Origin of the sequence: Synechococcus sp. A15-127 (genome assembly GCF_014280215.1) — a bacterium.
Classification (GTDB): Bacteria; Cyanobacteriota; Cyanobacteriia; order PCC-6307; family Cyanobiaceae; genus Parasynechococcus.
In genome coordinates, this window is the sequence record NZ_CP047948.1 from 1,605,304 (window position 1) to 1,628,566 (window position 23,263).

General features: G+C 59.8%; 36 protein-coding genes. 18 read left to right on the forward strand and 18 right to left on the reverse strand.

The features are described 5' to 3' along the window. The first annotated feature begins 117 nt into the window (after positions 1 to 117). Positions 118 to 333: a hypothetical protein gene (locus SynA15127_RS08400; RefSeq protein ID WP_186483673.1), complete on the forward strand. Its 216-nt coding sequence runs from the start codon at positions 118 to 120 to the stop codon at positions 331 to 333. Between the two features lie 187 nt (positions 334 to 520). Further along, positions 521 to 967, forward strand: coding sequence for an MAPEG family protein (locus tag SynA15127_RS08405; protein ID WP_186483674.1), 447 nt, complete (start codon positions 521 to 523; stop codon positions 965 to 967). Positions 968 to 2,257: 1,290 nt separating this feature from the next. Here SynA15127_RS08405 and SynA15127_RS08410 read toward each other — a convergent pair. From SynA15127_RS08410 to SynA15127_RS08420, 3 genes are all read right to left on the reverse strand, one after another. Next, a complete protein-coding gene (locus tag SynA15127_RS08410) occupies positions 2,258 to 2,431 on the reverse strand; it encodes a hypothetical protein (RefSeq protein ID WP_186483675.1) in 174 nt (57 codons plus the stop codon). Positions 2,432 to 2,639: 208 nt separating this feature from the next. Next, a complete protein-coding gene (locus tag SynA15127_RS08415) occupies positions 2,640 to 2,783 on the reverse strand; it encodes a hypothetical protein (protein WP_186483676.1) in 144 nt (47 codons plus the stop codon). Between the two features lie 247 nt (positions 2,784 to 3,030). Beyond that, entirely contained in the window at positions 3,031 to 3,246 is a 216-nt protein-coding gene (locus SynA15127_RS08420; RefSeq protein ID WP_186483677.1) for a Nif11-like leader peptide family RiPP precursor, read from the reverse strand. Positions 3,247 to 3,366: 120 nt separating this feature from the next. Here SynA15127_RS08420 and SynA15127_RS08425 point away from each other — a divergent pair, with 120 nt between their 5' ends. Both SynA15127_RS08425 and SynA15127_RS08430 read left to right on the forward strand, forming a co-directional pair. Continuing rightward, entirely contained in the window at positions 3,367 to 3,537 is a 171-nt protein-coding gene (locus SynA15127_RS08425) for a conjugal transfer protein TrbI (RefSeq protein WP_186483678.1), read from the forward strand. A gap of 240 nt (positions 3,538 to 3,777) precedes the next feature. Next, positions 3,778 to 4,005 (forward strand): hypothetical protein, encoded by a 228-nt coding sequence (locus SynA15127_RS08430; protein ID WP_186483679.1) that lies wholly within the window; start codon positions 3,778 to 3,780, stop codon positions 4,003 to 4,005. A gap of 1,572 nt (positions 4,006 to 5,577) precedes the next feature. Here SynA15127_RS08430 and SynA15127_RS08435 read toward each other — a convergent pair. Next, positions 5,578 to 5,778, reverse strand: coding sequence for a hypothetical protein (locus SynA15127_RS08435; RefSeq protein ID WP_186483680.1), 201 nt, complete (start codon positions 5,776 to 5,778; stop codon positions 5,578 to 5,580). 182 nt (positions 5,779 to 5,960) lie between these two features. After that, complete coding sequence (locus SynA15127_RS08440) at positions 5,961 to 7,046, reverse strand: hypothetical protein (protein ID WP_186483681.1); 1,086 nt, start codon at positions 7,044 to 7,046, stop codon at positions 5,961 to 5,963. A 26-nt stretch (positions 7,047 to 7,072) separates the two neighbouring features. Here SynA15127_RS08440 and SynA15127_RS08445 point away from each other — a divergent pair, with 26 nt between their 5' ends. Next, on the forward strand, positions 7,073 to 7,252 hold the full coding sequence (locus tag SynA15127_RS08445) for a hypothetical protein (RefSeq protein WP_186483682.1): 180 nt from the start codon (positions 7,073 to 7,075) through the stop codon (positions 7,250 to 7,252). Between the two features lie 84 nt (positions 7,253 to 7,336). Here SynA15127_RS08445 and SynA15127_RS08450 read toward each other — a convergent pair whose 3' ends face one another. Continuing rightward, complete coding sequence (locus tag SynA15127_RS08450) at positions 7,337 to 7,507, reverse strand: hypothetical protein (RefSeq protein WP_186483683.1); 171 nt, start codon at positions 7,505 to 7,507, stop codon at positions 7,337 to 7,339. Positions 7,508 to 7,642: 135 nt separating this feature from the next. On the opposite strand from SynA15127_RS08450, the gene SynA15127_RS08455 reads away from it, so the two are divergent. The 5 genes from SynA15127_RS08455 to SynA15127_RS08475 all read left to right on the forward strand — a co-directional run bounded on the left by SynA15127_RS08455 (position 7,643) and on the right by SynA15127_RS08475 (position 10,223). Then, a complete protein-coding gene (locus tag SynA15127_RS08455) occupies positions 7,643 to 7,852 on the forward strand; it encodes a TIGR02450 family Trp-rich protein (protein WP_370593974.1) in 210 nt (69 codons plus the stop codon). Positions 7,853 to 8,221: 369 nt separating this feature from the next. Further along, on the forward strand, positions 8,222 to 8,509 hold the full coding sequence (locus SynA15127_RS08460) for a hypothetical protein (protein ID WP_186483685.1): 288 nt from the start codon (positions 8,222 to 8,224) through the stop codon (positions 8,507 to 8,509). Continuing rightward, on the forward strand, positions 8,509 to 8,880 hold the full coding sequence (locus tag SynA15127_RS08465) for a hypothetical protein (RefSeq protein ID WP_186483686.1): 372 nt from the start codon (positions 8,509 to 8,511) through the stop codon (positions 8,878 to 8,880). The genes SynA15127_RS08460 and SynA15127_RS08465 overlap by 1 nt, the downstream gene beginning before the upstream one ends. A 207-nt stretch (positions 8,881 to 9,087) precedes the next feature. Then, positions 9,088 to 9,225, forward strand: a complete 138-nt coding sequence (locus SynA15127_RS08470; RefSeq protein WP_186483687.1) for a hypothetical protein — start codon at positions 9,088 to 9,090, stop codon at positions 9,223 to 9,225. A gap of 83 nt (positions 9,226 to 9,308) precedes the next feature. Further along, positions 9,309 to 10,223, forward strand: a complete 915-nt coding sequence (locus tag SynA15127_RS08475; RefSeq protein ID WP_043691670.1) for a histone deacetylase — start codon at positions 9,309 to 9,311, stop codon at positions 10,221 to 10,223. Positions 10,224 to 10,230: 7 nt separating this feature from the next. On the opposite strand, the gene SynA15127_RS08480 is transcribed toward SynA15127_RS08475, so the two are convergent. Then, entirely contained in the window at positions 10,231 to 10,476 is a 246-nt protein-coding gene (locus tag SynA15127_RS08480) for a hypothetical protein (RefSeq protein WP_186483688.1), read from the reverse strand. A gap of 80 nt (positions 10,477 to 10,556) precedes the next feature. Between SynA15127_RS08480 and SynA15127_RS08485 the strand changes: the two genes are divergently transcribed. Next, positions 10,557 to 11,117: a pyridoxamine 5'-phosphate oxidase family protein gene (locus tag SynA15127_RS08485; RefSeq protein ID WP_186483689.1), complete on the forward strand. Its 561-nt coding sequence runs from the start codon at positions 10,557 to 10,559 to the stop codon at positions 11,115 to 11,117. Here the strand turns inward: SynA15127_RS08485 and SynA15127_RS08490 are convergent, their stop codons facing one another. The 4 genes from SynA15127_RS08490 to SynA15127_RS08505 all read right to left on the reverse strand — a co-directional run bounded on the left by SynA15127_RS08490 (position 11,118) and on the right by SynA15127_RS08505 (position 13,838). After that, a complete protein-coding gene (locus SynA15127_RS08490; protein WP_186483690.1) occupies positions 11,118 to 11,450 on the reverse strand; it encodes a hypothetical protein in 333 nt (110 codons plus the stop codon). Positions 11,451 to 11,502: 52 nt separating this feature from the next. After that, entirely contained in the window at positions 11,503 to 11,988 is a 486-nt protein-coding gene (locus SynA15127_RS08495) for a hypothetical protein (RefSeq protein ID WP_186483691.1), read from the reverse strand. A gap of 214 nt (positions 11,989 to 12,202) precedes the next feature. Further along, positions 12,203 to 13,189 (reverse strand): hypothetical protein, encoded by a 987-nt coding sequence (locus tag SynA15127_RS08500; RefSeq protein ID WP_255475444.1) that lies wholly within the window; start codon positions 13,187 to 13,189, stop codon positions 12,203 to 12,205. 94 nt (positions 13,190 to 13,283) lie between these two features. Further along, positions 13,284 to 13,838 (reverse strand): hypothetical protein, encoded by a 555-nt coding sequence (locus SynA15127_RS08505; protein ID WP_255475445.1) that lies wholly within the window; start codon positions 13,836 to 13,838, stop codon positions 13,284 to 13,286. A gap of 40 nt (positions 13,839 to 13,878) precedes the next feature. On the opposite strand from SynA15127_RS08505, the gene SynA15127_RS08510 reads away from it, so the two are divergent. Both SynA15127_RS08510 and SynA15127_RS08515 read left to right on the forward strand, forming a co-directional pair. Further along, complete coding sequence (locus SynA15127_RS08510; RefSeq protein WP_186483692.1) at positions 13,879 to 14,526, forward strand: putative 2OG-Fe(II) oxygenase; 648 nt, start codon at positions 13,879 to 13,881, stop codon at positions 14,524 to 14,526. 43 nt (positions 14,527 to 14,569) lie between these two features. After that, the gene (locus SynA15127_RS08515; RefSeq protein ID WP_186483693.1) at positions 14,570 to 14,821 is read left to right on the forward strand and encodes a hypothetical protein; all 252 of its coding nucleotides are present in this window, start codon (positions 14,570 to 14,572) and stop codon (positions 14,819 to 14,821) included. Positions 14,822 to 14,823: 2 nt separating this feature from the next. On the opposite strand, the gene SynA15127_RS08520 is transcribed toward SynA15127_RS08515, so the two are convergent. Beyond that, positions 14,824 to 15,585: a metallophosphoesterase gene (locus SynA15127_RS08520; RefSeq protein ID WP_186483694.1), complete on the reverse strand. Its 762-nt coding sequence runs from the start codon at positions 15,583 to 15,585 to the stop codon at positions 14,824 to 14,826. 19 nt (positions 15,586 to 15,604) lie between these two features. Beyond that, on the reverse strand, positions 15,605 to 15,874 hold the full coding sequence (locus SynA15127_RS08525; protein ID WP_186483695.1) for a DUF3764 family protein: 270 nt from the start codon (positions 15,872 to 15,874) through the stop codon (positions 15,605 to 15,607). Positions 15,875 to 16,008: 134 nt separating this feature from the next. On the opposite strand from SynA15127_RS08525, the gene SynA15127_RS08530 reads away from it, so the two are divergent. Then, a complete protein-coding gene (locus SynA15127_RS08530; protein WP_186483696.1) occupies positions 16,009 to 16,464 on the forward strand; it encodes a Fur family transcriptional regulator in 456 nt (151 codons plus the stop codon). Between the two features lie 31 nt (positions 16,465 to 16,495). Here SynA15127_RS08530 and SynA15127_RS08535 read toward each other — a convergent pair whose 3' ends face one another. Together SynA15127_RS08535 and SynA15127_RS08540 are read right to left on the reverse strand one after the other, a co-directional pair. Beyond that, positions 16,496 to 16,894 (reverse strand): hypothetical protein, encoded by a 399-nt coding sequence (locus tag SynA15127_RS08535; RefSeq protein WP_186483697.1) that lies wholly within the window; start codon positions 16,892 to 16,894, stop codon positions 16,496 to 16,498. Between the two features lie 3 nt (positions 16,895 to 16,897). Next, complete coding sequence (locus SynA15127_RS08540; protein WP_255475446.1) at positions 16,898 to 17,128, reverse strand: DUF3721 domain-containing protein; 231 nt, start codon at positions 17,126 to 17,128, stop codon at positions 16,898 to 16,900. Between the two features lie 34 nt (positions 17,129 to 17,162). Here SynA15127_RS08540 and SynA15127_RS08545 point away from each other — a divergent pair, with 34 nt between their 5' ends. Further along, the gene (locus SynA15127_RS08545; protein WP_186483698.1) at positions 17,163 to 17,465 is read left to right on the forward strand and encodes a cell division protein SepF; all 303 of its coding nucleotides are present in this window, start codon (positions 17,163 to 17,165) and stop codon (positions 17,463 to 17,465) included. Here the strand turns inward: SynA15127_RS08545 and arsS are convergent. After that, the gene (arsS, locus tag SynA15127_RS08550) at positions 17,456 to 18,406 is read right to left on the reverse strand and encodes an arsenosugar biosynthesis radical SAM (seleno)protein ArsS (protein ID WP_370593975.1); all 951 of its coding nucleotides are present in this window, start codon (positions 18,404 to 18,406) and stop codon (positions 17,456 to 17,458) included. The two genes, SynA15127_RS08545 and arsS, sit on opposite strands and share 10 nt — an antisense overlap. Before the next feature lie 497 nt (positions 18,407 to 18,903). Here arsS and SynA15127_RS08555 point away from each other — a divergent pair, with 497 nt between their 5' ends. After that, the gene (locus SynA15127_RS08555; protein WP_255475447.1) at positions 18,904 to 19,863 is read left to right on the forward strand and encodes a hypothetical protein; all 960 of its coding nucleotides are present in this window, start codon (positions 18,904 to 18,906) and stop codon (positions 19,861 to 19,863) included. On the opposite strand, the gene stpA is transcribed toward SynA15127_RS08555, so the two are convergent. Further along, the gene (gene stpA / locus SynA15127_RS08560) at positions 19,787 to 21,028 is read right to left on the reverse strand and encodes a glucosylglycerol 3-phosphatase (protein WP_186485659.1); all 1,242 of its coding nucleotides are present in this window, start codon (positions 21,026 to 21,028) and stop codon (positions 19,787 to 19,789) included. The genes SynA15127_RS08555 and stpA overlap by 77 nt on opposite strands. Positions 21,029 to 21,083: 55 nt before the next feature. Between stpA and SynA15127_RS08565 the strand changes: the two genes are divergently transcribed. Together SynA15127_RS08565 and SynA15127_RS08570 are read left to right on the forward strand one after the other, a co-directional pair. After that, complete coding sequence (locus tag SynA15127_RS08565; RefSeq protein ID WP_186483700.1) at positions 21,084 to 22,385, forward strand: Rieske 2Fe-2S domain-containing protein; 1,302 nt, start codon at positions 21,084 to 21,086, stop codon at positions 22,383 to 22,385. 111 nt (positions 22,386 to 22,496) lie between these two features. After that, entirely contained in the window at positions 22,497 to 22,637 is a 141-nt protein-coding gene (locus tag SynA15127_RS08570; RefSeq protein WP_186483701.1) for a hypothetical protein, read from the forward strand. On the opposite strand, the gene SynA15127_RS08575 is transcribed toward SynA15127_RS08570, so the two are convergent. After that, positions 22,634 to 23,218 carry a glutathione S-transferase family protein gene (locus SynA15127_RS08575; RefSeq protein ID WP_186483702.1) on the reverse strand — a complete coding sequence of 195 codons (585 nt, stop codon included), beginning with the start codon at positions 23,216 to 23,218 and terminating at the stop codon, positions 22,634 to 22,636. The two genes, SynA15127_RS08570 and SynA15127_RS08575, sit on opposite strands and share 4 nt — an antisense overlap. Positions 23,219 to 23,263: the final 45 nt, after the last annotated feature.

The following is a 23,263-nucleotide window of genomic DNA, read 5'->3' on the forward strand; positions in this document are numbered from 1 at the left end:
TAGCGAGAGAAGCCGAACAGAGAGCAATTGAGCTGAACACAACCATTGCGATGGCGTTAGAACCAGGAGAGTAGCAAAACATCAATGTCAAAAACACGCGACCTTCTCAATGCACACTTGCTGCCACTCCTGGCGACAGTCTCAACAGGAACGCTGGTCGGCATCCTGCTCATCATCGATGCCGGCCTGTCCAACCTTGCACAGAATTCTCAACAAGCCAAAAATCACAACGCATGCGTCTACACAATCATGAACATTCCAGCCAACCAAAGGCCGGGATCCATTGAACTGAATGGAATGGCCGGTGCCGTTCGATATTGCAATGGAGGCTAACAAGCCCCGTCTCGCAAGAGGAGACACCTGCCTGAATGAGGATCCTACCGAAGGGGAGATGTCATTGAGAACATACAAAGCAGATTGCCAGCCAGATCCGATCAAAAAAGTGGCGCTCTCCCACGGTAAGGATTTTTTCGCCCCAACTTTCTAAAGTGTTTGCAGTTCATGCAACCACAAACGCCTGATGACTGCGCTATCGCACTCCTCGATTGTAAGCACCACACCATACGTCTGGTCACTTGTCCTTTCACTTGGCACGCTGCTGATCAGCATCATTCTGATCTATATCGCTCGCTTTCAAGCAAAGCTTGAAATCAAGGATCTGGCTGCGCTTCGCACGATGTTTGATCGTTACCCTGCCTGGGGCAAACGTGCCAGCTGGGCACAGCAAAATAGTTTTGAATCGTTCACGATCCACGCACCAGCAGCACTGCTGGCCGTGATTGCAAGCTTCAACGGTCAGACGCTTCCCGCGATCACCGTGTATGCCGCTTTGGCACACCCATTGTTTCGAGTGGCCTATATCAGCGCCTATGTGTTCAACGTGCCATTCGCCAGATCAGTGTCATGGATGCTCGGCCTGCTTTGCAGTGGAATTCTGTACTTCGCAGGATTCAGTGCGCTGATGTGATGGTGCCAGGCGATCCAGCGTGATGAACGATCGGAAAGCAAAAAAAAGCCGCCCCAGGAGGAGCGGCTGCAGTGTCACTTTTTAAGTGACGTCCTGGCCATCAGCTTCTGAGCGGCAGCAAGGCGTTGCGCACGCAGAAGACGTGCCTGGATCAGAGGGAGAGGAGACATGACGTCGCTCCACAGCGCCCAAGCCCCCGTTGCATGGCTTGAGACGGACTGCACCCGGGAATCCCAGGCCAACGATCTAAAGATTCTACAAGGAATCTGTATCGGTTGTGACTGCCGGACCGATGGAGCAGTGAAGTGGGCCCGATCAAGCGGATTAGGCTCCTGGCTGATTCCATTGCATCGCATCAGCCATTGCTTTCCATCCTTGCCCTTAGTTTGATGTTGCCCTCAGCGGCTCAGGCTGGCACATGCATGAGCTATGAAGCTGCTTACCAGCTTGAGAGCTTGCTGGCAGAGGGAATGCGCTGGAGAACTGCACTCCAAAGAGTCATTCACGAAGGGTATTCCGACGGATCACAAGCATGCTTGAAAGCAATCAAGCAGCAGGTCAATCAGTCTCCCTACGCATTTCCAGAGATTGAACAGGCTGTGTACAGACGAAGCGTCCGGTAGGTGACAAGCTCTCCGCACTGCCCCATGGACGACCAACAAACACACTGTTCTTCATGGGAATGCATGCAGGCTTGCTGAGGTTGGTGCGAACACCTTGTCCGGAGCTCAGGAGGCATCTTCCGCTTCAGAACGGAGAAAGCGTTTGCGCTGAGCCGATTCGTAACCGGTCAGTTCAACTTGTTTTTTGCTCTTGTTCTTACGAATGGTCTTGGCCAAACCCATCAAAAATGGTTGGAATCCTTTCTTGCTCACTTGGTCTGCTCCGTTATCTGGATCGCGCGTTGTGGTCTCTTGGCCATTCGCGTCAATCTATTCTCTCACAGACGCCCAAAGATAAGGATTTGTGTTGCGGAATGCAAATTCACACAACCCTCGACCACCTCGGCCATGAGCCAAGGCATCGGTTGGTGGCATCTGGCACATCTCCTGCTGCGGGTCAGGAGTCATGGTTTGTGCATCCAGGACATCTCTCATGGACTCCCAAAACAGCCAATGCCAGGACTTGAGCAATCAGCTCGCCGTCTATCGAGCATTCAACAACCGCAGCGCCACGGCAGCCGTTCTGCGACAAATGGCCAGTGCCCAATGCCCGATCGGAGCCTCCAAGCTCCATTGACAGGCTCCATCAGGAGTCGGAGGCTTGAGAGGCAGACGGCTTCAGCGAACACTAACCCTGAGCAATCAAGGCGCTGGAGCCCGTTGCATGCTTCAGCGCATTGCCAAGGCCGTCGCCAAAGCCTTCCACTGAGACCAGCTCGCCACCCATATTGCAGAGCTGGAACGTGAGATCGGCAATCTCAGCCGGTGAAGTGATCGGTAGACCGGCAGCTTGCTCGATCAATGAGATGCAGCTGTGGATCTCAGACAATGATTCATGAACCTGCTGGAGCCCTCATAACTCTGCTGAACCTGATTGTTCAAGGCTCAGCTGCTACCAAATTCACAACCGCCTTGCTCATATCAAGAACCTTCACCACCCCAGGGGTGACGCGAATGGATGACACAAGGCTTGTTGAACAAAACCAAGGCGCTCATCAAGTGCAAAAGTGCTAAGCCGCATCAATATCAGCCTCGTCGTACAGGGCTTTGAGTTGATCCAACTCAGAAATCAGGTATTGGATCTCGAGCCAGTCCTTCGACAGGTCAATGGCGATTTCCAGGCGTTCAATCTGACGCTTCAGGAGCTCGGGCATCACGCGGGATATCTGTATTTCAATCATGAAACCGCGTTCCGATAAGAATGCAATCGGCCGGGTGCTGATCAGGATTGATCGAAGATTCTCTGCAGCACATTCCGTTCACCCTGGAATGAGTTCGCTCTCATTGGCTTGCCGAGCGGTCTGGGCTGCCTTGGACGAGCCAGAAAAACCCTGCTGAGCCACCAAGCCTGAAGACCGAGGAACGCGATACCGAGGAGCACCAGCTCATTAGCTCCCTGCATCAGTGGTACTCGCCTGGGTGATCCGGCTTCACCACAGTGACCTTTCCCACTTTCTGCCCGTTGAACCGCAGCAGCTCATCGCCACTGAACTCAAAACCCAGCCCGCCGGCGATTTTAGCGACATCATCAGCTGTCGATGCCGACAAAACGGCTTGCTTGAGGGCGTCGTCAGCCTGCATTTTCAGGATGAACGCCTTGAGCTGATCCAGGGCCATGGCACACCCACACAAGGTGGCCAGTGTGGCACTGCAAGAACCTGCGGGAACGACGGCTCTTCCGGGGCCAATGAAATCGTGCCAATCAACAGTAGTCTGATAGTAAATCGATAATTCAACATGACCACGACGAGTCAGTGTGCCTGCCTGAAGTGCACATGCCAAGTCGAAGAAGCAAAGGCTGTCGTTGTTGGAGGCAAAGTCTTTTGCTCAGAAGCCTGTTCAACAGGACACCTGAATCATGAACCTTGCCATGGGGCAGGATCGTGCGGATGTTCTTGCGGTGACTGAAGCCCCACGTTCAATCTCAATAGTTTGATGCCCCACGGCAATGCCTCAAGGCAGACCCGTTAGGGCCCGGAGATATCGATGTTTCTACCCTGGGGGGAGGAACACCATGGAACCTCTCCAAGACTGTCAGAAGTGTCACCCCCTACCCAGTTCGTTAAACGCCAATACAAAAGAGAATGATTCGTAATCGCACTCGCACGCTGAGCCTGATAAACCGTCAAGGCCTTTCAGCGCTGCGCCGTGAGCGAATCAAGCCGAATGCAAGACGAAGCTGTCGCACGATCTGTCATGTATCTGGTCGCAGCAGTGCTTGTGATCGTCATGTTTTCGCTGGTTGGCATCTTTCTCCAAGCGGAGCTGAACGAGCAGGCGAAACTCAAAGCGCAGAACGAGGGACCAGTCATGGTTCACTCCACTCCCACACCCCAATCACCACGTGGTTTCTGGGGTCGTTCTGATAAGTCATGACCCACACCCGTCACGCCTGGGAGACCATTATGAACACCAGCCAGAGAAGACTTCAACTCACCTCATCACAGACGAAAGGACAGATTATCCGATTGATCTGACTGAATTGAGATTGATCACACGTTGATCATAAACTTTCCCTTTATTCATCGACACAATCATCAAAATCACTTGCCGACTCAGTAATAGGCTGAAAGAAAGAGGTGATTGGCTCTGACAACAGTTCCGAACGGTCTACTTCACTGCTGATGAGACCTTCATCACAGCGAGGCAGTCCAGCACACTCCTATTGCCCATCCCATAGACGAACGTGGTGAATGACTCCTTGATGAACTGGTCACTGGCCTGCTGATGCAAGGGTCTGCACATCAACCTGATGAGTTCATCACGTTTAGCCTTCAATTTCAGTTGTGGGAGAACAACCACGGCACCTCACAGTCGTGAGCTCAATTTTTGTTCAAAAAAGCGGATCGGACATCCCCCAATTGGGGGATGTGATTTCAGATGCAACAGATGAAGCCAAGCCAAGGTCCGGATTGAATAAACAAGTCCAGTCATTGAACTCATTGAAGATCTTTTATTCCTTTGATGCGGATCCAGCGACTGGAGATTTAGCCGAAATGAGGAATCAACCTTGTCGATTGGCTCATCCCTTGATGAACTGAGTACGGCAAACCGTCCTGAAGATCTGTGAAATTTTCGATAGACCATCGGCATTCAAAGATTTTCGATGACTCTTCATTTATCCAACGGATCCGCGGTCGGAACCATCATCGATGATGGCACCCATCGCCCATTTCGTGCTTTGGCCTGTCGGCTGAGCATCTTTGCTGGTGCTGCTGGATCCTCGCTGGATTCCGCTCAACGTCGGCGTGCTCACAAAGAAGAGCTTCTGGATCTGTTCTCTTGAATGGACTGCAGCTGCCCGGTCACGGGCTGGTCCTGCCTTCCCCTGATCAGATGTTTCCGATTGCAGGCCACCACCCATCGTTCTCGAGGCTGACCTGGCGTCTTCACACCAAAAAACACCACAGCTGGTGTCCGACCAATAAAAAGCCTGCCTCAGGGGCAGGCCGGGTGATGGGGATACCTAATTTAGCCCTCTTAAGCCACCAGATCTAGTGCTCCAGTGATACACGACACAGAACAAACCAAACTCAACAAATTCCTTGAGGAAATCTTGACGCCCCATATCCGTAGTGCATCTCGTACTACAATCGTCCTGACACCTCAAGATGTGGTGGTGTGCCGGGTGATGGGGATTACTACGGCCAAGACTCCCGCTCCATTTCTGGAGCGGTTTTTTTGTGCTCACCACACCATTCGCACCAACCGGCAAGCATTGGAACTGTTGACTTGCGCGAACCGGCCCGAGAGGCTTGGATGACGTTGTCGACACCCGGGAGTCCCCGCCGTGATCGGTTTAATCAGACTGTATTGCTACAAGGGCGAGCTGTTTCGCCTCGTGGACGTTTGCTCTCGCGATGCGTCTGAAGCAGCCGATGCGCTGACCAAGGAAGGATGGACCATCGAAGCGGAGATCCCTGTGTGATCCAGGTGAAATCCCGTCAGTCAGATGGAGCTAAGCCAGTGCGTGAAGAGCTTCCTTGCCGTGACCTCATCCGTCAGTTCACCGTCAATCGAAGCTAATAAAGCGCCTGGGTGCCTGCGTTCCATCTCCCGACAGGCCTCATAGGCATCCGAAGCGATGACGGGCTCAAACCCCGCGTTTCCGTCGGGCTGCTCGCAGTAGAAAACCTGATAACGATGCATGGACATGAAGGACTTTCAGAACAACAACGTCGGCAATCGTGGCCAGTGGCTGATACAGAAAATCAGCATGATCAGCACTGAAATCGAGAGCTGATCATGCTGATAAAATAAAACAATCCCTGAACAGTTTTAAACCAGGAGGGGCCGAAGCCCCTCCCGCATCAAGCGAACTTGCGATTTGATCAATTGGCAGCGAAGGCCTGCATGAAGGCGGACGCGGTGCGCTGGTTGTTCTGAGTCGCGAAGGAGTTGGTGGACAACGTCGCTGTGGCAGAACCGTTGGCAGTCGCCGACGAATTGGTCTGCGTGCCTGTGCTCTTGAACGCTTCCAGACGATCCAGATCAACGGTGAAACTGGAATTTTCGTCGGAATTCACACTGGCGATGGCACCCAGGCCTTCGATGGAAACCTGACTGTCACTGACAGTGCTGGTCGAACCAACGGACTGCTGATAGCCAGCCTCATACGCTGCGTTGAAGGCAGCGGTCCAGGATGTTCCGCCAACGCTATCTCCGGTGCTGGTTGCTGCTGCCAATGCAGAGGTCACGATGGCACCCAACTGCCCTTCCTGACCGATGGCGGTGATGGAGTCTTCCGTGGTGAGAAATTCACCCTTGATGATGCCAGTCGCTGACGACTCGCTCGCGGAAGAGGAACTGTTGGTGATGACGTTGTTGTAAGCAGAGCTGTAGCTGGAGTTGTAGTTCTGGTTGTAGGTCGTGGTGTAAGCGTTCTTGAACTCGTTGAAGTTGCTCTGCTCGGTCTCGTAAGCGGTCTGGCCTGAAGTCCCATAGGAAGCCTGCTGCGCAGCAGTCAGATCCCCCCAAGAGCTGTCGTAATCAGCAGTCCACTCCCATCCGCCCTCACGGTTGTAGCTGCCGTAGCTACCGGTCTCCGTGGAGGACAGGTTCGTTGCCGTCGTGGCTGATTCCCAGCCCGTGCTGTGAGATTCACGCATGGCCGTTTCCGTTGCAACCGTGTTGGCAGCAGAAGAAGCAGCCTGGGTGGCAGCAGCGGAGGAGGAGGTGCCGTTGGTCTGCATCATGCTGCTGCCTGCCCCCATCTGCATCACACCCAGGGACAGACCGTCAAATTCCTGGGTGGCCGACACGCTTCCGTTCACACCGATGCTGGTGTTGGAGCCGACGTTGAACTGGTTGGAGGTGCCGACGGAATTGTTGAAGGTGGCTGTGCCGGCACCGGAGAAGGTCAGTCCACCAGGCGTGGTGGCGTTGATGATGAACATGCGCTGGGTGGTGCCATCCATGTTCGGGTCATCCGAACCGGCGACGCTTGCATGAACAGCCGCTGGGGCCGCCAGGAGAAGCGCAGTTAGGAGCAGAGGTGTTTTCATTTTTCCTAAATAAGAAAAACTTTGTGAAGGTGGACTCCCACACCGTGGCTCCTGCTAATGAGCGACCCGAGCCGTTTATAAGGTTTTCTTCCGTTTTTATTTTTTCTACTGATTCATGACACGGAGGTCTTTGGATTTGAGGTAACAACTCTTTAAATAACCTCTCTTGACGGAAAATAAAATCTGGCTATTAGAGGCTTGCATCAAGGAAGGCTGCAGACCTCCTCGATCGAATACTCCACACGGTCATCCGAACAACAGAGACCGGCATAAAAGCGCTCCAGTTCGTCGTAGGCCTCGTCGTAACTGCCGAAGCGCAGGCGCGTGATGGTGTCCTCCTCGCTGTCATCGCGCACGATGCGGAAGTGCGTCAAGGCCAGGGTTCATGAGCGTCAAAGTCTGGCCTGAAGCGGCAACGTCTGATCGGACAGATCAACCGATCGACGTCCAATCCATCACGATCGTGGAGTTCATCCGCTCACAGCATCTCTGTGACATGGAAACCGGCCTTGGCGTGGACCAGCCGCCACCCCCGCGAGGGGCGACGCCATTTCAGGTTGGTGCTGCAGGGGGGGCGTGGCTCAGGGCGCTGGGTGGAACTGGTTTCAGTGCTCACCCCAGAAGTACGGCTGAGACAGAGTTTTCAGGAACTGCAGGACCGAACGCAGTGGCAGAGCGGCTGGCAGACGATTCCAGCGGACGAACCTGAAAACGCCTGACAGCCCACGAAACAGGGCGGCCGGGATGGGGAGAGGGAAAGACCTCCGACGTGGTCGCCAGGAGCTGATGATCGACGCGGGCGATCCCCATCACCCGGCATCGGCTGTCAGTAATCAGGAGAAACCCCGGCGCCAGCAGACGCTTCACCAATAGGTCTGGTGTCACTCATTTGGCAATCACCAGATATGGCGTTGACCCGACGATGCAAAATAAAGGTGTCCCCATCACCCGGCCCCGTGCGACGCATGGGGCTTTTTTGTGCCCCATATGTGGCGTAGGCAGATGTCTGATTGTCATAGCGGTGCAGGGGTGTGACGCTTGACGCTCGGAAACTCACTCCCTAGCGTTCGCCCTCTTTCAGGCGCACGATGCGTTCGATTCTGGCCGCAACACTGACTCTGGCAGCTGTTGCACAGCCTGCAGCGGCGGGGATCTTCACTGTGAAATCGGGAACGATCTTCTACTCCCAGCCGGAGAAATCAGCTCGGTTCAAGCTGGATCTTCCAGAAGTACGGGTTCATGTCCCGCCTCTGAAAGACACACAGGGCTTCTGCCAGTTCGAGCTGATGTACAAGATCGCCGATCGCGACAACCCGAAGCTGCCCAAAACAGCCTGGACGCGCTGCGTGGCCACGGACACCGTGATCCTCAACTGATGGGCCGTTCCAGACGACTGACGCTCGCTGGCTGGATCAGCCTGATGATCACAACGCTTCCCGCCGCAGCCGAACCATCCAGGGAGGCACGGACCACCCGATGCGTCATCAACGCAGTGGCTCAAGCCTGTGAGGTCCTGCAGACCCCGGACACTCTGGAGCTGAGCCTGGAGGACGGAAGGACCATCGCCGCCCGTCGCCTCGGACGCTGGCGAAGCAGCGGCAAGGGAGCGACAGCCGTGGACAGCTGCAATGTGAAGATCACCCTGCAGAACGACACGGCCTATGGGCTGCTGGTGCGCAGCGCAGAGCAGGGGACCACGCTCACCTGGCCGCAGCTGCAGATCGGGATGCCGGAGTTGCGGCCCTGAACCTCAATCCGAGTTTTTGGTCGCACCTGGACACAGTCCCGCCATTCTCTTTCACATCTGAGCCGATCAGTGGAGGTCAGAATGGCCGCAGGGGCTTGAGACACCCCTCACACGGACGTGAGGCTCCCGGCATTCGCCTGGAGCCTTTTTCTTTGGAAGGTGCTGCGGGGAGCGTGCCAGAGTTAAAAGAGGCTTAAGGAACGGCCGATGCGGCGTTTCATCACATCCCTAAGCGAACAGCAGATCCGGCACGGCTATTCCCTGCTCGCATTGATGGAACATCTCGACCGCGAGCTGGAAACCAGCGGCTTCAATACCTGGCTGATGGAGCGCCGCTCGGCTTAAGACGCATCGGCCTTCAACCGGCCTCGATCGAAGGCTCCGCCATCCAGCATCAACAGGCATTCACGGCCAGAAGGTCCGTACCTGTGCCCATCCCCGTCGTTTATCACCCGCTCTATTCGGCGCCGCTGCCATCCACCCATCGGTTTCCGATGGCCAAGTTCCGGATGCTGCACGACCTTCTGCTGGCGCAGGGTGTGATCAGCCACTCACAACTTCACCGACCGGTGAGTGTGGCGCGGCGGGATCTCGAACGGGTTCATTCGCGCCGCTACCACGAAGCCTTCAGCGGCGACCGGCTGACACGTCCAGAGCAGCGACGCATCGGACTCCCGCCCACACGGCCGCTGGTGCAGCGCACCTGGCTGGCCGTTGGAGGCACGCTGCTCTGCGCCCGGCTGGCCCTGCGCCATGGCCTGGCCTGCCATCTCGCAGGCGGAACACACCATGCCCATCCGGACTTCGGCAGTGGCTTCTGCATCTTCAACGACTGCGCCGTCACAGCCAGGGTCCTGCTGGAGAGGAACGAGCTCCAGAGCGTGCTGGTGCTGGATCTGGACGTGCATCAGGGGGATGGCACCGCCGCCTGTTTCGCCGATGACCCCCGGGTCGTGACCGTGTCGGTTCACGCGGCAAGCAATTTCCCACTGCGCAAGGTGGCCAGTGATCATGACCTGCCCCTTGCCGATGCCACCGGCGATCAGGAATACCTAGCCGTGATCGGTGACAGGCTGCCCGGGCTGCTGGATGAGATCCGCCCCCAGCTGGTGCTCTACAACGCCGGTGTCGATGCCCACCGGGATGATCGGCTGGGTCGACTCGACCTCAGCGATGAGGGTCTGATGCAGCGCGACAGACTGGTGCTGGATGCCTGCCTGAGGCGCCGCCTTCCGGTCGCGACGGTGATCGGCGGGGGGTATGACACGCTTCAGCCACTGGTGAGGCGACACGCCATCGTCGTGCGTGCCGCCGTCGAACAGGCGCGGCTTTACGGACTCTGAGCGGCGCTCAGACCTGGCAGGTGAGGTTGAGACAGGCGCTGAGCTGCTGATTGCGGTGATCCATGAGCGTGGCCAGCCATCGGGCGGCTTCCACAGGAGCCACCGTGCGCTCCCGCAAAGCGTCACAGATCACCAGATGGAGCGGACTGTCCAGATGATCCATCGCCATCCGCTCGTCCAATGCCACCAGCTCATCGGAACTGCGACAGGCACGCAGATCGTCAATCACACGGTCTTTGAGATCGACCGCCATAGGGGAAAGTGACGTCTACACATCCACTGTGCCAAAGCGCTCGAACGGATCACCATCGCGATCTCCGCCGCTGAATCGTCATGACACTGCCCCCCTGGCGGCCTCTGCTGCGCAGCGCCCTTCAGCGCGAAGGCCGCACACCAGCAGCACGCTGGCTGCAACTGGCCACCGTGGCAGCGGATGGAACGCCACGGGTTCGCACCCTGGTGTTCCGCGGCTGGGATGCGCACAGCCGGATGCTGCTCTACACCGACGGGCGCAGCAGCAAGACCGCCGAACTCACCCATCAACCGGCCGTGGAGACCTGCTGGCTGCTGCCGAAGGCCAAACAGCAATACCGGTTCCGCGGAGCCATCGAACTGTGTTCCATCGCGCAGGACGCCGACCATTGCCGCAACCACTGGGAACAGCTCTCTCCTGGCGGTCGGGCGCTGTGGGCCTGGCCGGAGCCGGGTCAGCCCTTCAGCGCCGGGGCGGAGTGGCCGGTCGAGATCGAGGAAACGACTCCACCACCTCAGCATTTTTTGGTGCTGACGCTCACCATTGAGCGTGTGGAGCTGCTGGATCTCAGCCATCACCCACACCGAAGGCTGACCTGGTCCCTGGCGCAGCGATGGGCCGAACAACGGCTCAACCCCTGATCACCACCAGCGCTCCACACGCCCGACCGACGACCTGCCGGGACTGGACGGCACCGTGACCACTGACAGCCGCTGAGAATCCCGCACGTAGTCGAAACGGCAGAAACCGGCACCGGTTCCGGAGCAGGTGCTGAGACTCTTCAACGGCACCTTGGACCACTCCCGCTCCGCCGCGGACGGCTTCTGCTGCGGTGATGGTCGCCAGCCCGCTGCCACCAGAGAGCGATCGGCATCCAGGATGGACTGACGCGCGATGAGCTCCTGTACTGGAGCAGCTTGAACCACAGACCCCAGCAGTGAGACGAGGAAGAGAGGAAGAAGCGAGCGTCCCATGACGGGTCTGGACTTCCCTCTCCCTAGCTATGCACTCTGGCCAGGGAGTGATTCAACAGATTTTTCTCGACTCGCGCGCCGACCGGAGCAGATCCTCCGCGTAACGGATGGTGAGACCCATCTGCCCATCCCAGGCAACGGCATAGCTCCAGTGACCGGCGCGCAGATCTCCACCGGGGAGCCGAATCGCATCGGTCCACTGCTTGGGTTGCGGTGCGATCACCCCGAAACGCCCACAGCTGTTGTTGCTCACCCGATCGCCCACCCGGAACCGGGCTGCCGGCCGCGGCTGCAGTCGCAGATGCTCAAGCTCAGGATCGGATGCAGGATCACCAGCACACCCCTCCTCCAGGACATCAATCCCCCCCGTGACCGCCGAATCCATTTCGCCATGCCCCGGCAAGGCGAGATCATGGGGAACCCAGCTGGGATCGGGAAGGGCACCCTTGAGGAGATGGCCGATGGCCTTGCCCCGGCCGATGCCGTACATCGCGCAGTAAGCGTCAAGCCTCTGGAGAACATCGGGCTTGAGCCACACCTGAACGGCCTTCGCTTTGGGAGCACCGCTGGATCGGAATCGGCCGCTGTGATCGCGCGGGTGGGAGTGTGAGCTCGTCAGTGCAGTGATGAATGAATTGACGCTATTTCGCCGCAATGGGCAGCAACGGTAAAGCTTCTGCCCATTCAATTGTTATTTGAACTTTAACGCATGGTCGAGCAGCACGGTGGCCGTAGCGAGCAGCTCTTCTGGATCAACCGACACTCAGGAGGGGCTGAATGCCGAGAGCGATCACCAGGCTGACCACCACACCGATAAAGGCCTTCCAAAGATCGCTTCCGATGATCTTGCCAAGGTTGCCGCTCTCTCGATTGGTGAAGGTGTACTCGAATTCCTGCTCCTTGATGCGCAGAGCGATTTCACGGCCACCCAGCAATCCGAGGAACACCCAGGTGGTGCTGAGCGGGAAGGTGGAGAGAAAGGCCTTGTAAAGAAGGCAGAGACCGAAGAAGAAGTCAATCACCGTTGCCGAGCGGAGGTCGGAGGTGTTGGTCTTCGATCGCAAGACCGCCTGAATCGGGCCACCACCACTGGCGACCAGGAAGCAGAGACCCACGCAAAGAAAGGTCGTGCAGATGGCCATCGGGAAGACATCCAGCTTGCGGGGCAGAAACACAAAAATGTTGGCCAGGTCCTGCACCAGCCACATGCTCCAGAGGAAGCCGGTGGAGACCCACTGCAGGCCGTACCAGACCCTGTTGCAATCCTTTCCCTCCTGGCTGCGGCGGAACACCCAGCGCTCCAGCAGCCACATGCCGAGGCCATAGCCGGCCAGTCCCAACGCAAAGGCGAGGAAGTAACCACTCAGGGAGCTGCCCAGCAGCTTGCCAATGTTGGTCGGTTTGAAGGAGGAGAGCACCAGGAAGGAGGTGCTCACCGGAGCTCCCCACTGCGTCAGGGCCAGAACCGCAATGGGTGGAATCAGATAAACCCAGCCGAACGGCTCAGGCAGCTCGAACTTCTCAAGCCGGCCCCAGGCCGGATCACCATCATTGAGAAAAAAGCCCAGCATCAGCACGATGACGGTGACGGAGCAGATGAAGCCCATCTGCACCACCTTCGGGGTGCGGGTCTTGTTCGAGGAGATATAGGTACCCAGCGTCTGCAGAGAGTCGTTGGCCACCACGGAATACGCCGCCAGCAGGAAGCCGACGATCATCCAGATGTTCACGTCACCCATGAATCCGTTCCGAAGAGTGGCTTCACAATGTGTTTAGAGATGAAATCCCTCAGATGGCGTGCTGCAGTTGACCTCAGGCTGTGATCTGTCTGGTTCAGTTGATCACGATCAGCGTGCGGATTTCGCCGCGTCTGACCCAGGCCGCAAGGGCATTGATATCGGCACGGCTTGGGATGCAGATGCAACCGGTGCCGGGATAACAGTGATGGATGCCCAGGGCGCTGCGTGTGGTGTTGAAACGCGGCTGCAGATCGAACCAGAGATCCGCGCCCCATGGCTCAGGCGGTCCGAGGCGGTAGCGGCCGGCTGGCAGAGGTGCCGCATTGCCTGGGCTCCAGAGCCGGTCGGCATCCTGGCGATGAGCGCTGCCGCTGACCGCATCCCAGCTGGCCAGCAGCAGCCCATCGCGCCGCAGGTCCAGCTTCCAGATCCGGTTGCCATCGGGGAAACGCGCACGCGTGCGTCGTGTGGTGAGCGTCAGGGACCCTCCCTGCAACAGCTCGGCGGTCGGGCCACGCTGGCCGGGCGGTGAGGTGTCAACCTGCAGGGGTTGAGCCGTTCGCCCAGCCTGCAGAGAGCTGCTGAGCAGCACGACCAGGGTCAGCAGCACGGCAGCAGCCATGGGGATCGTGGTGGACAGAGCCTTCACTCTGGCGCTGTCAGGATGACCTGCAGCTGCGGGCGCATGCGTGGAAGTTCTTGACCTCTTCCCTCGCTCGATTCTCAAGGGAACACTGCCGGGTCCTCTGCAATCAGCACTAATGCAGCTGAGCGAGTCGGTTCTGAGCAATCCGCAGGCCAGTCCGGATGCCTCGCCGAAACTCGCCGGTCAGCTCAGCCAGCAACGCCAGTTGATGCCGAACCAGCCCGGTGTCCAGGAGCTGGCTGATCAGCATCTGCTGCCGGCCTGCGACCGCTGGATCCGTCACGTCGTGGACCGTGAACCACCCCAGGGGCGTGGTCCCTGGGTTCAGGGTGGCTACGGACTGCAGATGATCGATCTCTGGCTGAACTGCCAGCGGGCAGGTGATTACAACCCAATGCATACCCATGGAGGCAGCTTCTCGGGTGTGATCTTCCTGAAGGTGCCGAATCAGATCAGTGGAGACAGCTTCGATGGACAGCTCTGTTTTCACGGCCCGGAGGAATGGCATCTCCAGTCATTCCGCACAGGCATGGCTCACTATGTGCTGCCCGTTCCCGGCGAGTTCTATGTGTTTCCCGCCTGGCAGCCGCACTCGGTGATGCCCTTCCGCGGAGACGGAGAACGCTGGTCACTTGCCTTCAACGTCGTCGCCGTTCCCGGCCAGAGACGTCCGCCTGCGATCCGCTTCTGACCAACGACTGGCAGAGTTCGTTGGACAAGCTCCGGGGGATCCGATGGAGTCGACCAGTCCGCTCGATCAGGCCCGGGCTCTCACCGAGGCGATCGAACGAATCGCCGCTGAACTGAAGCCCGACGTGATCCGGGCAGCCCGTGAGACCCAGGAGGGGCGCAGAGACCTGGATCGGATGGAATATGCCCTCGGAACGATCGGCAAGGCCCTGGTGCTGACCGACTACTCGATCGACCACGAGAAGGACATGGACAAACTCAAGGCGTTCCGGGCTGCGCAAGGCCAGGGGAGCTGAGATCAGAGCGTCGGCCAGCGCAGCACACAATGGCTGAGCCGACCGCTGGCATCGATCTCTAGCAGCCGCCCACCAGGATCTTCAGCCCGGTTGAGAGGGCAGGGCTGAACGTTCTGAAAACTCTTCAGCGTTGAAGGGGCACCGAGGAGAGGCACGTCCACGCGATCAGGCCAGCATCCCTCCCAGTGCTGATGGATGTGACCGAAGACCACCGCCCGCAGAGCCTCAAGCGGCAGGAGCAAGCGGCGAAGCGCCCCGTGATCGATCAGGTTCATCGTGTCCATCACCGGATGACCGATGGCCATTGGTGGATGGTGCAGCGCCACCACCAGGGGCATCGGATCACCAGCGATCTGCTGAAGGCGTTCGGACAGCCACTGCAACTGACCAGCCCCCAGGCGACCGGCGGAATGACCGCTCCAATGGCTGTTGAGCACAAGCAGACGCACACCGCTCACGACCAACTCAGCCGGCGCGGTGGTGCAGAACCGACCCAGGACCGCATCGAGGAGCAACGGATGGTCGTGGTTACCGGGAACCAGGGCGACAGGACAGTTCACACGCAGCTGCAGCGCATCCCTCAGCCGGGCGTAGCCACCCCAGCTCTCGTCCTGGCAGAGGTCACCGGTCACCACCAGACAATCCGGCTGCAGCAGCTCCACCTGGTCGAGAGCGCGATGCCACAGCGGCAGGGCAGGGCGATCGCGCACCCGGGCGGCATCTGCGGCCACCAGATGAGGATCGGTGAGCTGCAGGATGCGCATCTCGCTCAGGCGGATGGGGTCAGGCGTGATCGAGGAACACCTGGGCGGTCGTGCTCTCCAGCACGTGGCCGGAGGAAGCGATCAGCTCAGCGTTGTCGGCAATGAACCGCTCCATCACGCCGGCTTCCGCCTGCATCACGGCGCAGCATCGGCTCGGGTCGTCCTTGCTGACACCGCGGTACAGAGAGGTGATGCCTGCGGCTTTCTGCAGATCGGTGGAGCCGTCGTAAGTCTTCGCCCATTCATCGAAGGGTGTGGTGATCCTGAAGGTGAGCACGTGTGTTTCCACCAGCAGACGAGGAAAAGGTCGCCCGGAAAGTATCACCACCGTCCGCTGAATTCCGTGTTGACGCCAGGAGCATCCGACACGCCTGGTATCTACTCTCATTAGTGGTTACTGTTGAGAACAGCCGCCCGGCAGCGTTGTCCATACCCCCGCCGTCGATCTCTGACAGTGGTGCTCTGCAGCAGGGGCTGCATCAGGGCGGTCGTCGGTTGACGCCTCAGCGGAGGCGTGTGCTTGATCTGTTCGAACGGCTGGGAACCGGATGCCACCTCAGCGCGGAGGACGTCCATCAGCAACTGGCCCATCAGGAGCTGAAAGTCTCCCTGGCGACCGTTTACCGGACCCTGCGACTGCTCGCGGACATGGGCTTTCTTCAGGAGCTGGAGCTGAGTGAGGGAGGACGTCGCTTCGAGCTCACCGGAGCCGACCATCGCGACCACCACCATGTGGTGTGCATCCGTTGCGGACGAACCGAGGAGTTCGAAAGCGAACCTGTGCTCGCGGCCGGAGCATCGGCGGCCAAGGGGTTTGGATTTCAACTGATCGAGGCCAGCCTCAAGGTCCGCGCCATCTGCCCGGACTGTCAGTCCTGAGCATCAGTCCTGAAAACCAGCAGGCCTCCGCTTACTGAGGATGCTCGTCACAGGGCATCCAGTAGTGATCCCCCATGCGATGAACACCAAGGCAGCCCAGCTTCTTGGCCTGCTCCTCCGCCTGCTCACGGCTTGGGTAGGCCAAATAGCGCGGATTGGTGGTGGAGCGGATCTGGATGAGCCCCATGCTCATCGGGCCGGCCGTGATCACACCCATGGTGTTGACGCCCACAGCGACAAGACCCATGCCGACAACGGCGGCATTGATCACTCCCATCGCGACCACACCGATGGAGACCACTCCCATCGGCACCACGCCAATGCAGATGACACCCATCGGCACGATGCCGATGGAGATGGTTCCGAGCGGGGCGACACCAACCGCGATCCGTTTCGGCTTGCTGCCGCAGTGACCTGATTCAGCACTCATCCGTCAGTGGGCCTTCGAGTGTCCGGCCTCGGAATGCTCGGCGCACACCATCCACATCGTTCCCATCTGATGCGCTCCCTCACAGCCGAATCCTGGTGCCGCCGCTTCCGCCTCCGCCTTGGTCTTGAACATGGCTTGTTTGGGCTGACCTTCGTGATGGCCTGCGAGCACTCCAGGGCAGCTGAGCCCGAGCAACACCATCAGGGTGCTGCCAGCAATCCACGACTTTTCCATCAGCAGGTGATTCCAATCCCACCATCATGGACGCATGTCCTTTCACCATTCCGACGGCTGGCACGACGTGGTCGTGATGACGCCTCAGCGGTTTGAGGACGGTCTGGACGCGCTCCTTGCCGTGCGGGACCAGCGCACCGTGCTGCTGAACCTGTCGCGGATGGATCCTGAGCTGGCCCAGCGCACCGCCGACTTCGTCAGCGGAGGTGTTCATGCCCTGGACGGTCACCAGCAGCGGGTGGGCGAGAGCGTGCTCCTGTTTGCCCCCGCCTCGATCCGGCTGGACTGGCTTTCAAGCGCGGACCAGAGCCCCGATCCCGACCCCAGTCATCCCTGAAGGGCTCCACCGCAGCTGGAGCCGGCGCCGGCGGTGCAGCCGAAACAGTGGCGATCGGTGTGAATCACCTGGCCAGTGACCACCGTGTCGTCCAGCACCAGATCCTCCAGACGACGGATCCGACCCGGCAGCGGCATCTCCAGCTGCTGGTTGAAATCACAGTCATAGAGATTGCCCTGCCAGTCGACACTCAGCAGCTCACGGCACATGACGGCCGACGCATTGGCAGGGTTGTGAGCCCCCTCGAGCAGGCGCTGATAACGCTCGAGTTCCCCGCGCAGGGCAAGATCTCGCGCAAACCTCTTGATCGGCATGTTGGCCAGGGTGAGCAGGCGATCGAAGCGGATCCCAAGAACGGCCAGCTCTTTTTTGTAAGCCTCCTCCAGCGGAGCCTGAGCCGGGGGCAGTGATGGTCCCTGCGGGTTGTAGACGAGATAAAGCGCCAGGCGGCCATCTCCGTTGCCGTAGCCAAGAGCATTGAGCTGGCGAAGCCCGCTGATGCTGCGTTCGAAGACTCCGTCTCCCCGCTGCTGATCAACATTGGACTCGCTGTAGCAGGGCAGAGAGGCGATCACCCGCACCTGTTGATCCGCCAGAAAAAGAGCGAGATCCTCCTGTCCCGGCTCGGACAGAATCGTGAGATTGCAGCGGTCGATCACGTCGACGCCATTGGCCCGCACCTGCCGGACGAGCTTTCGAAAACCCGGATGCAGCTCCGGCGCTCCACCGGTGAGATCAAGGCAGGAGATGCGCTGAGTCCGAACCGCCTGGGGAATCAACTGCATCAGAGCGTCCGCCATCATTTCCGTGCGCCAGGGTCCGGCGTCCACATGGCAGTGGCGACAGCTCTGATTGCAGCGGTAGCCGAGGTTCACCTGCAGGGTGCTCAACCTGCCGCGCTGCAGGGACGGGAACGGCACGGAACCGGCAGTCAACGTCAACAGCATCCACAACAAGGTCCAATCTTTTCAGATCGGACCTCGCGATCCGATGGTCATTGACATCCAGATCGTTGTGATCAAGACAATCAGGCCGGCTGATTGCGAAAAAAGAAATTCAGTTTTCAGACGGAGTACCTGCCAAGGGCCCTGGGGCCATGACGTCCAAGCATGAAGTCGGATTGCCCGGGGGCACCTGAGACGATGCATCGGGGAACAGGACGGATCCAAGACCTTGAAACGGTCTTAGACATCCTGATGACTTCTCTGGTGAATTGAGACTGCTGGAGCAGGGACCTGTAGGTCAGCACACTCCGTGTTGCTGGCGGGGTGGAGTGTCTTCCATCTGGGAGCCTCCGAATCCATGCTGTCACTGTCGTGATTCATCACTCATCTGGCAATGTTCTCGAAGAAACATTGATGCATTCGTGATGTTGCTTCAACTCTCTTAACTGCTCAGACTGACGACATTTCCCTGTTCTGCTCCTCCCGGTCCTGCCGTGAGAACTCTGCGCCTTGCCACGTGGTGCCTTGTTTCGGCAATGGTGGGGATGGGTTGTGCCCTGTGGTGGCACGGATGGGAGCACCAACAGGCAGAGCTGCCGGCGGTGATCGGCGAGATGCTCGCGGAGCCCGAGCCTCCGCCACCTCCACCTCCGCCTCGCGAAGACCTGGTGCGGTTCCACCCGGACCGGAGCCTGGAATTGCTGCGGCCGGACGGCACCAGCGTGAGCATCGGCTACCACAGCGCTGTCGTAGATCCCCGCTGGATCGACGTTGAATTCTTCGGGGGCTGGAACCGGGAGATGGACGCCAACGACGACACCGATGCCCTGCTGTTCACATCGGGGCCGACCTTTGCCCGCGGACGGGGCAACGGCGAGCTGGGGATGCGTCTTCACGGTGACCTGATGCTGGCCAACGGCACCTGGCGGGCTGGGAATCTCACAGCAGCTCGGGAACGGGCCTGGATGGGCATCACCCGGGACGGCGCGCTGGAATTCGGGTACGGCCCGCTGACCCCCGAGCTGGAACAGGACCTTCGGATGTTCATCGGAGGGCTCCACGCCTTCACCAACACCACCCGGGTCGCTCCCGAGACCTATGAAGGGGTCTATGGCGAGATGCATCTCGCTGATGTCCGGATCGTCTACGGGCTGCGGGTGGACGGGAAGCTGGAACTGGTGGAAACCGCCGATGGAGTCCACTTCCGGGACCTGAAACACTTCGTGGAGCAGAAGGGTTTTCTGGCGGCCTATCTGCCGGATCACGCCTCCAAGTCCCGTCTGATCATTCCCGGGACTCGGCCGTGGAGCCAGGAACAGGCGGTCTGGGTCAGCGGGGGCAAGCCCTCGATCACCCAGATGCCCTTCCTGCTGCGGGTCACGCCGACCCGGGAGTGGGTCGATCATCAGCGGCCGACGAGCAGCGAGCCTGAGCCAGCCGCCCAAACCAACTGACATAGGCCGACGGTCCCTCAGACATCAGCAGATCCAGCCGCAACGGATCCTGCGGATCACTGATCCCGACCAGTTGTCCATCGGCCAGGCTCGGACGGTCCACCTCACCATGACTGCTGTCCACCAGAATCACCCGGTTGTCCTGGCCGCTCCAGCCCCCCAGCTCCTGCAGCAGAGTCAGAAAGCCGCGGTCGCTGCCACCCCGCAACCAGCCTGATCCGTCGGGAGACGCCGTGGACGTCACCGTGTCCCCCACTCCCACCAGGAGAGGCATCCGCTCAGGCGGGATCCGGGTCCGTGCCAGCTCGAGCAGTCCTTCATGGTCGCGAGGCGCAGTCCGCACATGGAAGTCATCCCCCAGGGGTGCCTCCCCCCAACGCGCCGCGATGTGTCGGTTCAGCAGCACCAGCAGCCCCGCTTCCTTCAGTGAACCGGTGAGCATGAACTGGATGTCGGTGGTTCCGACATCACCACGCTCCGCCGGTTTCAACCGTTCGCGACCAGCCGCATCACGGCCCAGGTTCGGCGCCGCATGCAAAAAGAAGGACCCCGCCAATCCGGCGTCGACCGCCTCGTTCAGCAGCTGTTCCATCAACGCCTCAAGCAGGCTCTGCAACTGCCGTTGCCGTGGCACGTCGTTCGGGATCAGACCGAACAACGCATTGAGGTTGACGGTCGGAGACACCTGGGTGTCCAGCACCGCCACATGGGCAAACCTGTCGAGATCGCCTGAGCCCACCTCGGGCAGAACCGCCGGGAGCCGTTCCTGCAGCAGCGCTTCCATCCGTGCCGGTGCCGCGGCCAGAAAAGCCATCTCGGCATCGCTCACACCTGGATGGCTGACGTTGCCGTGGCGATCCTGCAGCTGAACCCCACCCGCTGCCAGCCCTGGCAGATACAACCCTTCACGCGCTGGTCGCGTCTGATCCTCAAGGGCCTGTTCAACCAGGCGGTTCACACCACGGCGCCGCTCGTGTTCGCCGTTGGTGAGCACCACGAAGGCCCCCTCGAGGAGAGCCGCCGCCTCCACATAGTTGCGATCCATCCGGCGGGTGAGTGGATCCTTCACCAACTGCATGCACACACCATCGAGGTCCTGCACGATCAGCAGGTCATCAACGGCGGCCAGTTCCTGCAGCAGCTGATCGGGAGTGAGGCGCGGCATGGCGACGCGGCGGGCCGAAAACCTGGCGATCATGGCCCCCGTCCCAAGGCACGTCATGCATCCCACCTGGACCGAGCAGTGGTGGCCCGTCGCCTACCTGCAGGACCTCGATCCGGCGAAGCCCAGTCGGTTCACCCTGCTGGAACGCGACCTGGTGATCTGGTGGGACAGCTCCGGAGATCGCTGGCGTGTCTTTCCCGACGTCTGCCCGCATCGGCTCGTGCCGCTCAGCGAGGGCAGGATCAATGCGGATGGGCAGTTGGAATGCCCGTACCACGGCTGGAGTTTTGACGGAGATGGACAGTGCCGCCACATCCCGCAGGCTGAGGAGAGCACCCGCCCGGAAGGGCGACGCTCAAGCTGCGCCAGCTTGCCCACGGCCACGGGCCAGGGATTGCTGTTCGTCTGGACGGGTGCGCCCGAATCCGCAGACCAGGAACATCTGCCATTGGTGCCGGTTCTGGAGGAGAACCCGGACAGCTGGACCGTTCAGGACACCTTTCGCGACCTGCCGATGGATGCGGTGACGCTGCTGGAGAACGTTCTGGATGTGAGCCATGTGCCCTTCACCCACCACAAGACAGTGGGAAAAAGGGACAATGCTTCCCCGGTTCAGGCGCTGATCACCCGCGAAGGCGAGGACGGGTTCGAGGCCTTCTGGGAGGAGGGGCCACGCAAGGGATCGCTCGGTTCCCAGGCCACCAGGTTCGATGCTCCACAACTGATGTGGCACGACCTGACCGCGAAGGGATTCGCACGCATCCTCACGGTGGTCTACGCCGTGCCGATCCGCCGGGGGGAATGCCGCCTGTTCGCCCGCTTCCCCTTTCAGTTCCAGTCAGCGGTCCCGCGGCTGCTGATCGGATTGCGTCCTCGCTGGCTGCAGCACATCGGCAACCACAAGGTTCTCGAAGACGACCAGATCTTTCTGCACTGGCAGGAGCGCGTACTGGAGCAGGCCGGCGGCAGCGCGGGAGCGGAACGGGCCTTCTTCCTGCCGACCAGCGCCGATGTTTACGTCACGGCGCTGCATCGCTGGCTGAACGGCAATGGCGGCGGACCCTTCATCGGGCAACCTCTGCCGCCGCGTCTTGAGGCCGCAGCGCTGATGGATCGCTATCAGAGCCATACGGTGAATTGCCGCAGCTGCTCAACGGCGCTTCGCCGCATCCGGGCCCTGCGTCCTTGGCTCTGGGGAGTTCTGTGGAGTTCAGCGGCCGTGATCGGCATCAGCCAGTTCAGCTCGATTGGCTTGCTCATGGCACTGATCTCAGCCGTGCTGCTCCGGCAGACCGCGCGCTGGCAGCAAGGACTGCTGGCCGGAGACGGACTGGCGCCTCGGAACAGCACGAGGTGATCCAGCACGCGGACAGATCGATCTGCGGTGAACAGCCTTGGCGCGTGAGCACGCGCAAGTCATGGCAGCGTCCAGCCGTTCATCCTGGAGCCGCTGAGCAGCGGCCAGCTGGTGCGACGCAGCCGAATGCTGCCCTTCACCGACTACAACCACAACGACATCGCTCCGCTCTTCCGACACTGGTGCGCTGAAGCCGGGCTGACGGATGCACAGACGATCCCCCGCGCTCTTTCCCGGACGAGCGAGATCTAGTCGAGCCCCATCACCCGTCGATAGGCCGGTCGATGCTGCGTCGCTGTGATCAGCTCCTGAACAGCCGGATACGGCGTCAGATCCTCCTGAGGGAAGAAAATCGGCAGATAGGCCAGGTAAGCGGACACCGCACAGTCCGCTGCCCCCCATCGGTTCCCCACCAGAGGCCCGCCGGAACCCAGCTGACGGTTCAGTTCCTCCATCAGGCGAGGGAACTCCCGCTCCCGGTTGCTGGGCACGAAAAGGGCGATCGCCAGCGTGGCGTTGGCGAACAGCAGCCACTGGCTGGTCAGGCTGCGTTCAGCAGCGGTGCGATCCTCGCCGCTGTGGTGATCCTCCAGATGCTGCAGGATCGCCCCCGACTCAAACAGCTTCAAAGGCCCACCGTCGGGCGCCTGGAAGCCGTCGTCCACCAGAGCAGGCAGCTTGCCGAAGGGATTGATCGCCCGGTAGGAGGGCTGACGATGGTCCTGGGCCGCAAGATCCAGCATCACCAGCTCATGGGCAATGCCCTTTTCCTCCAGATACCAGCGCGGCATCGAAACGCGTGTGCGGGGAGCGCCGTAGAGGGTCAGGGACATGGATGGGAAGCAGCACAACGACAGTCTCAGCAGAGGTGGGCTCCG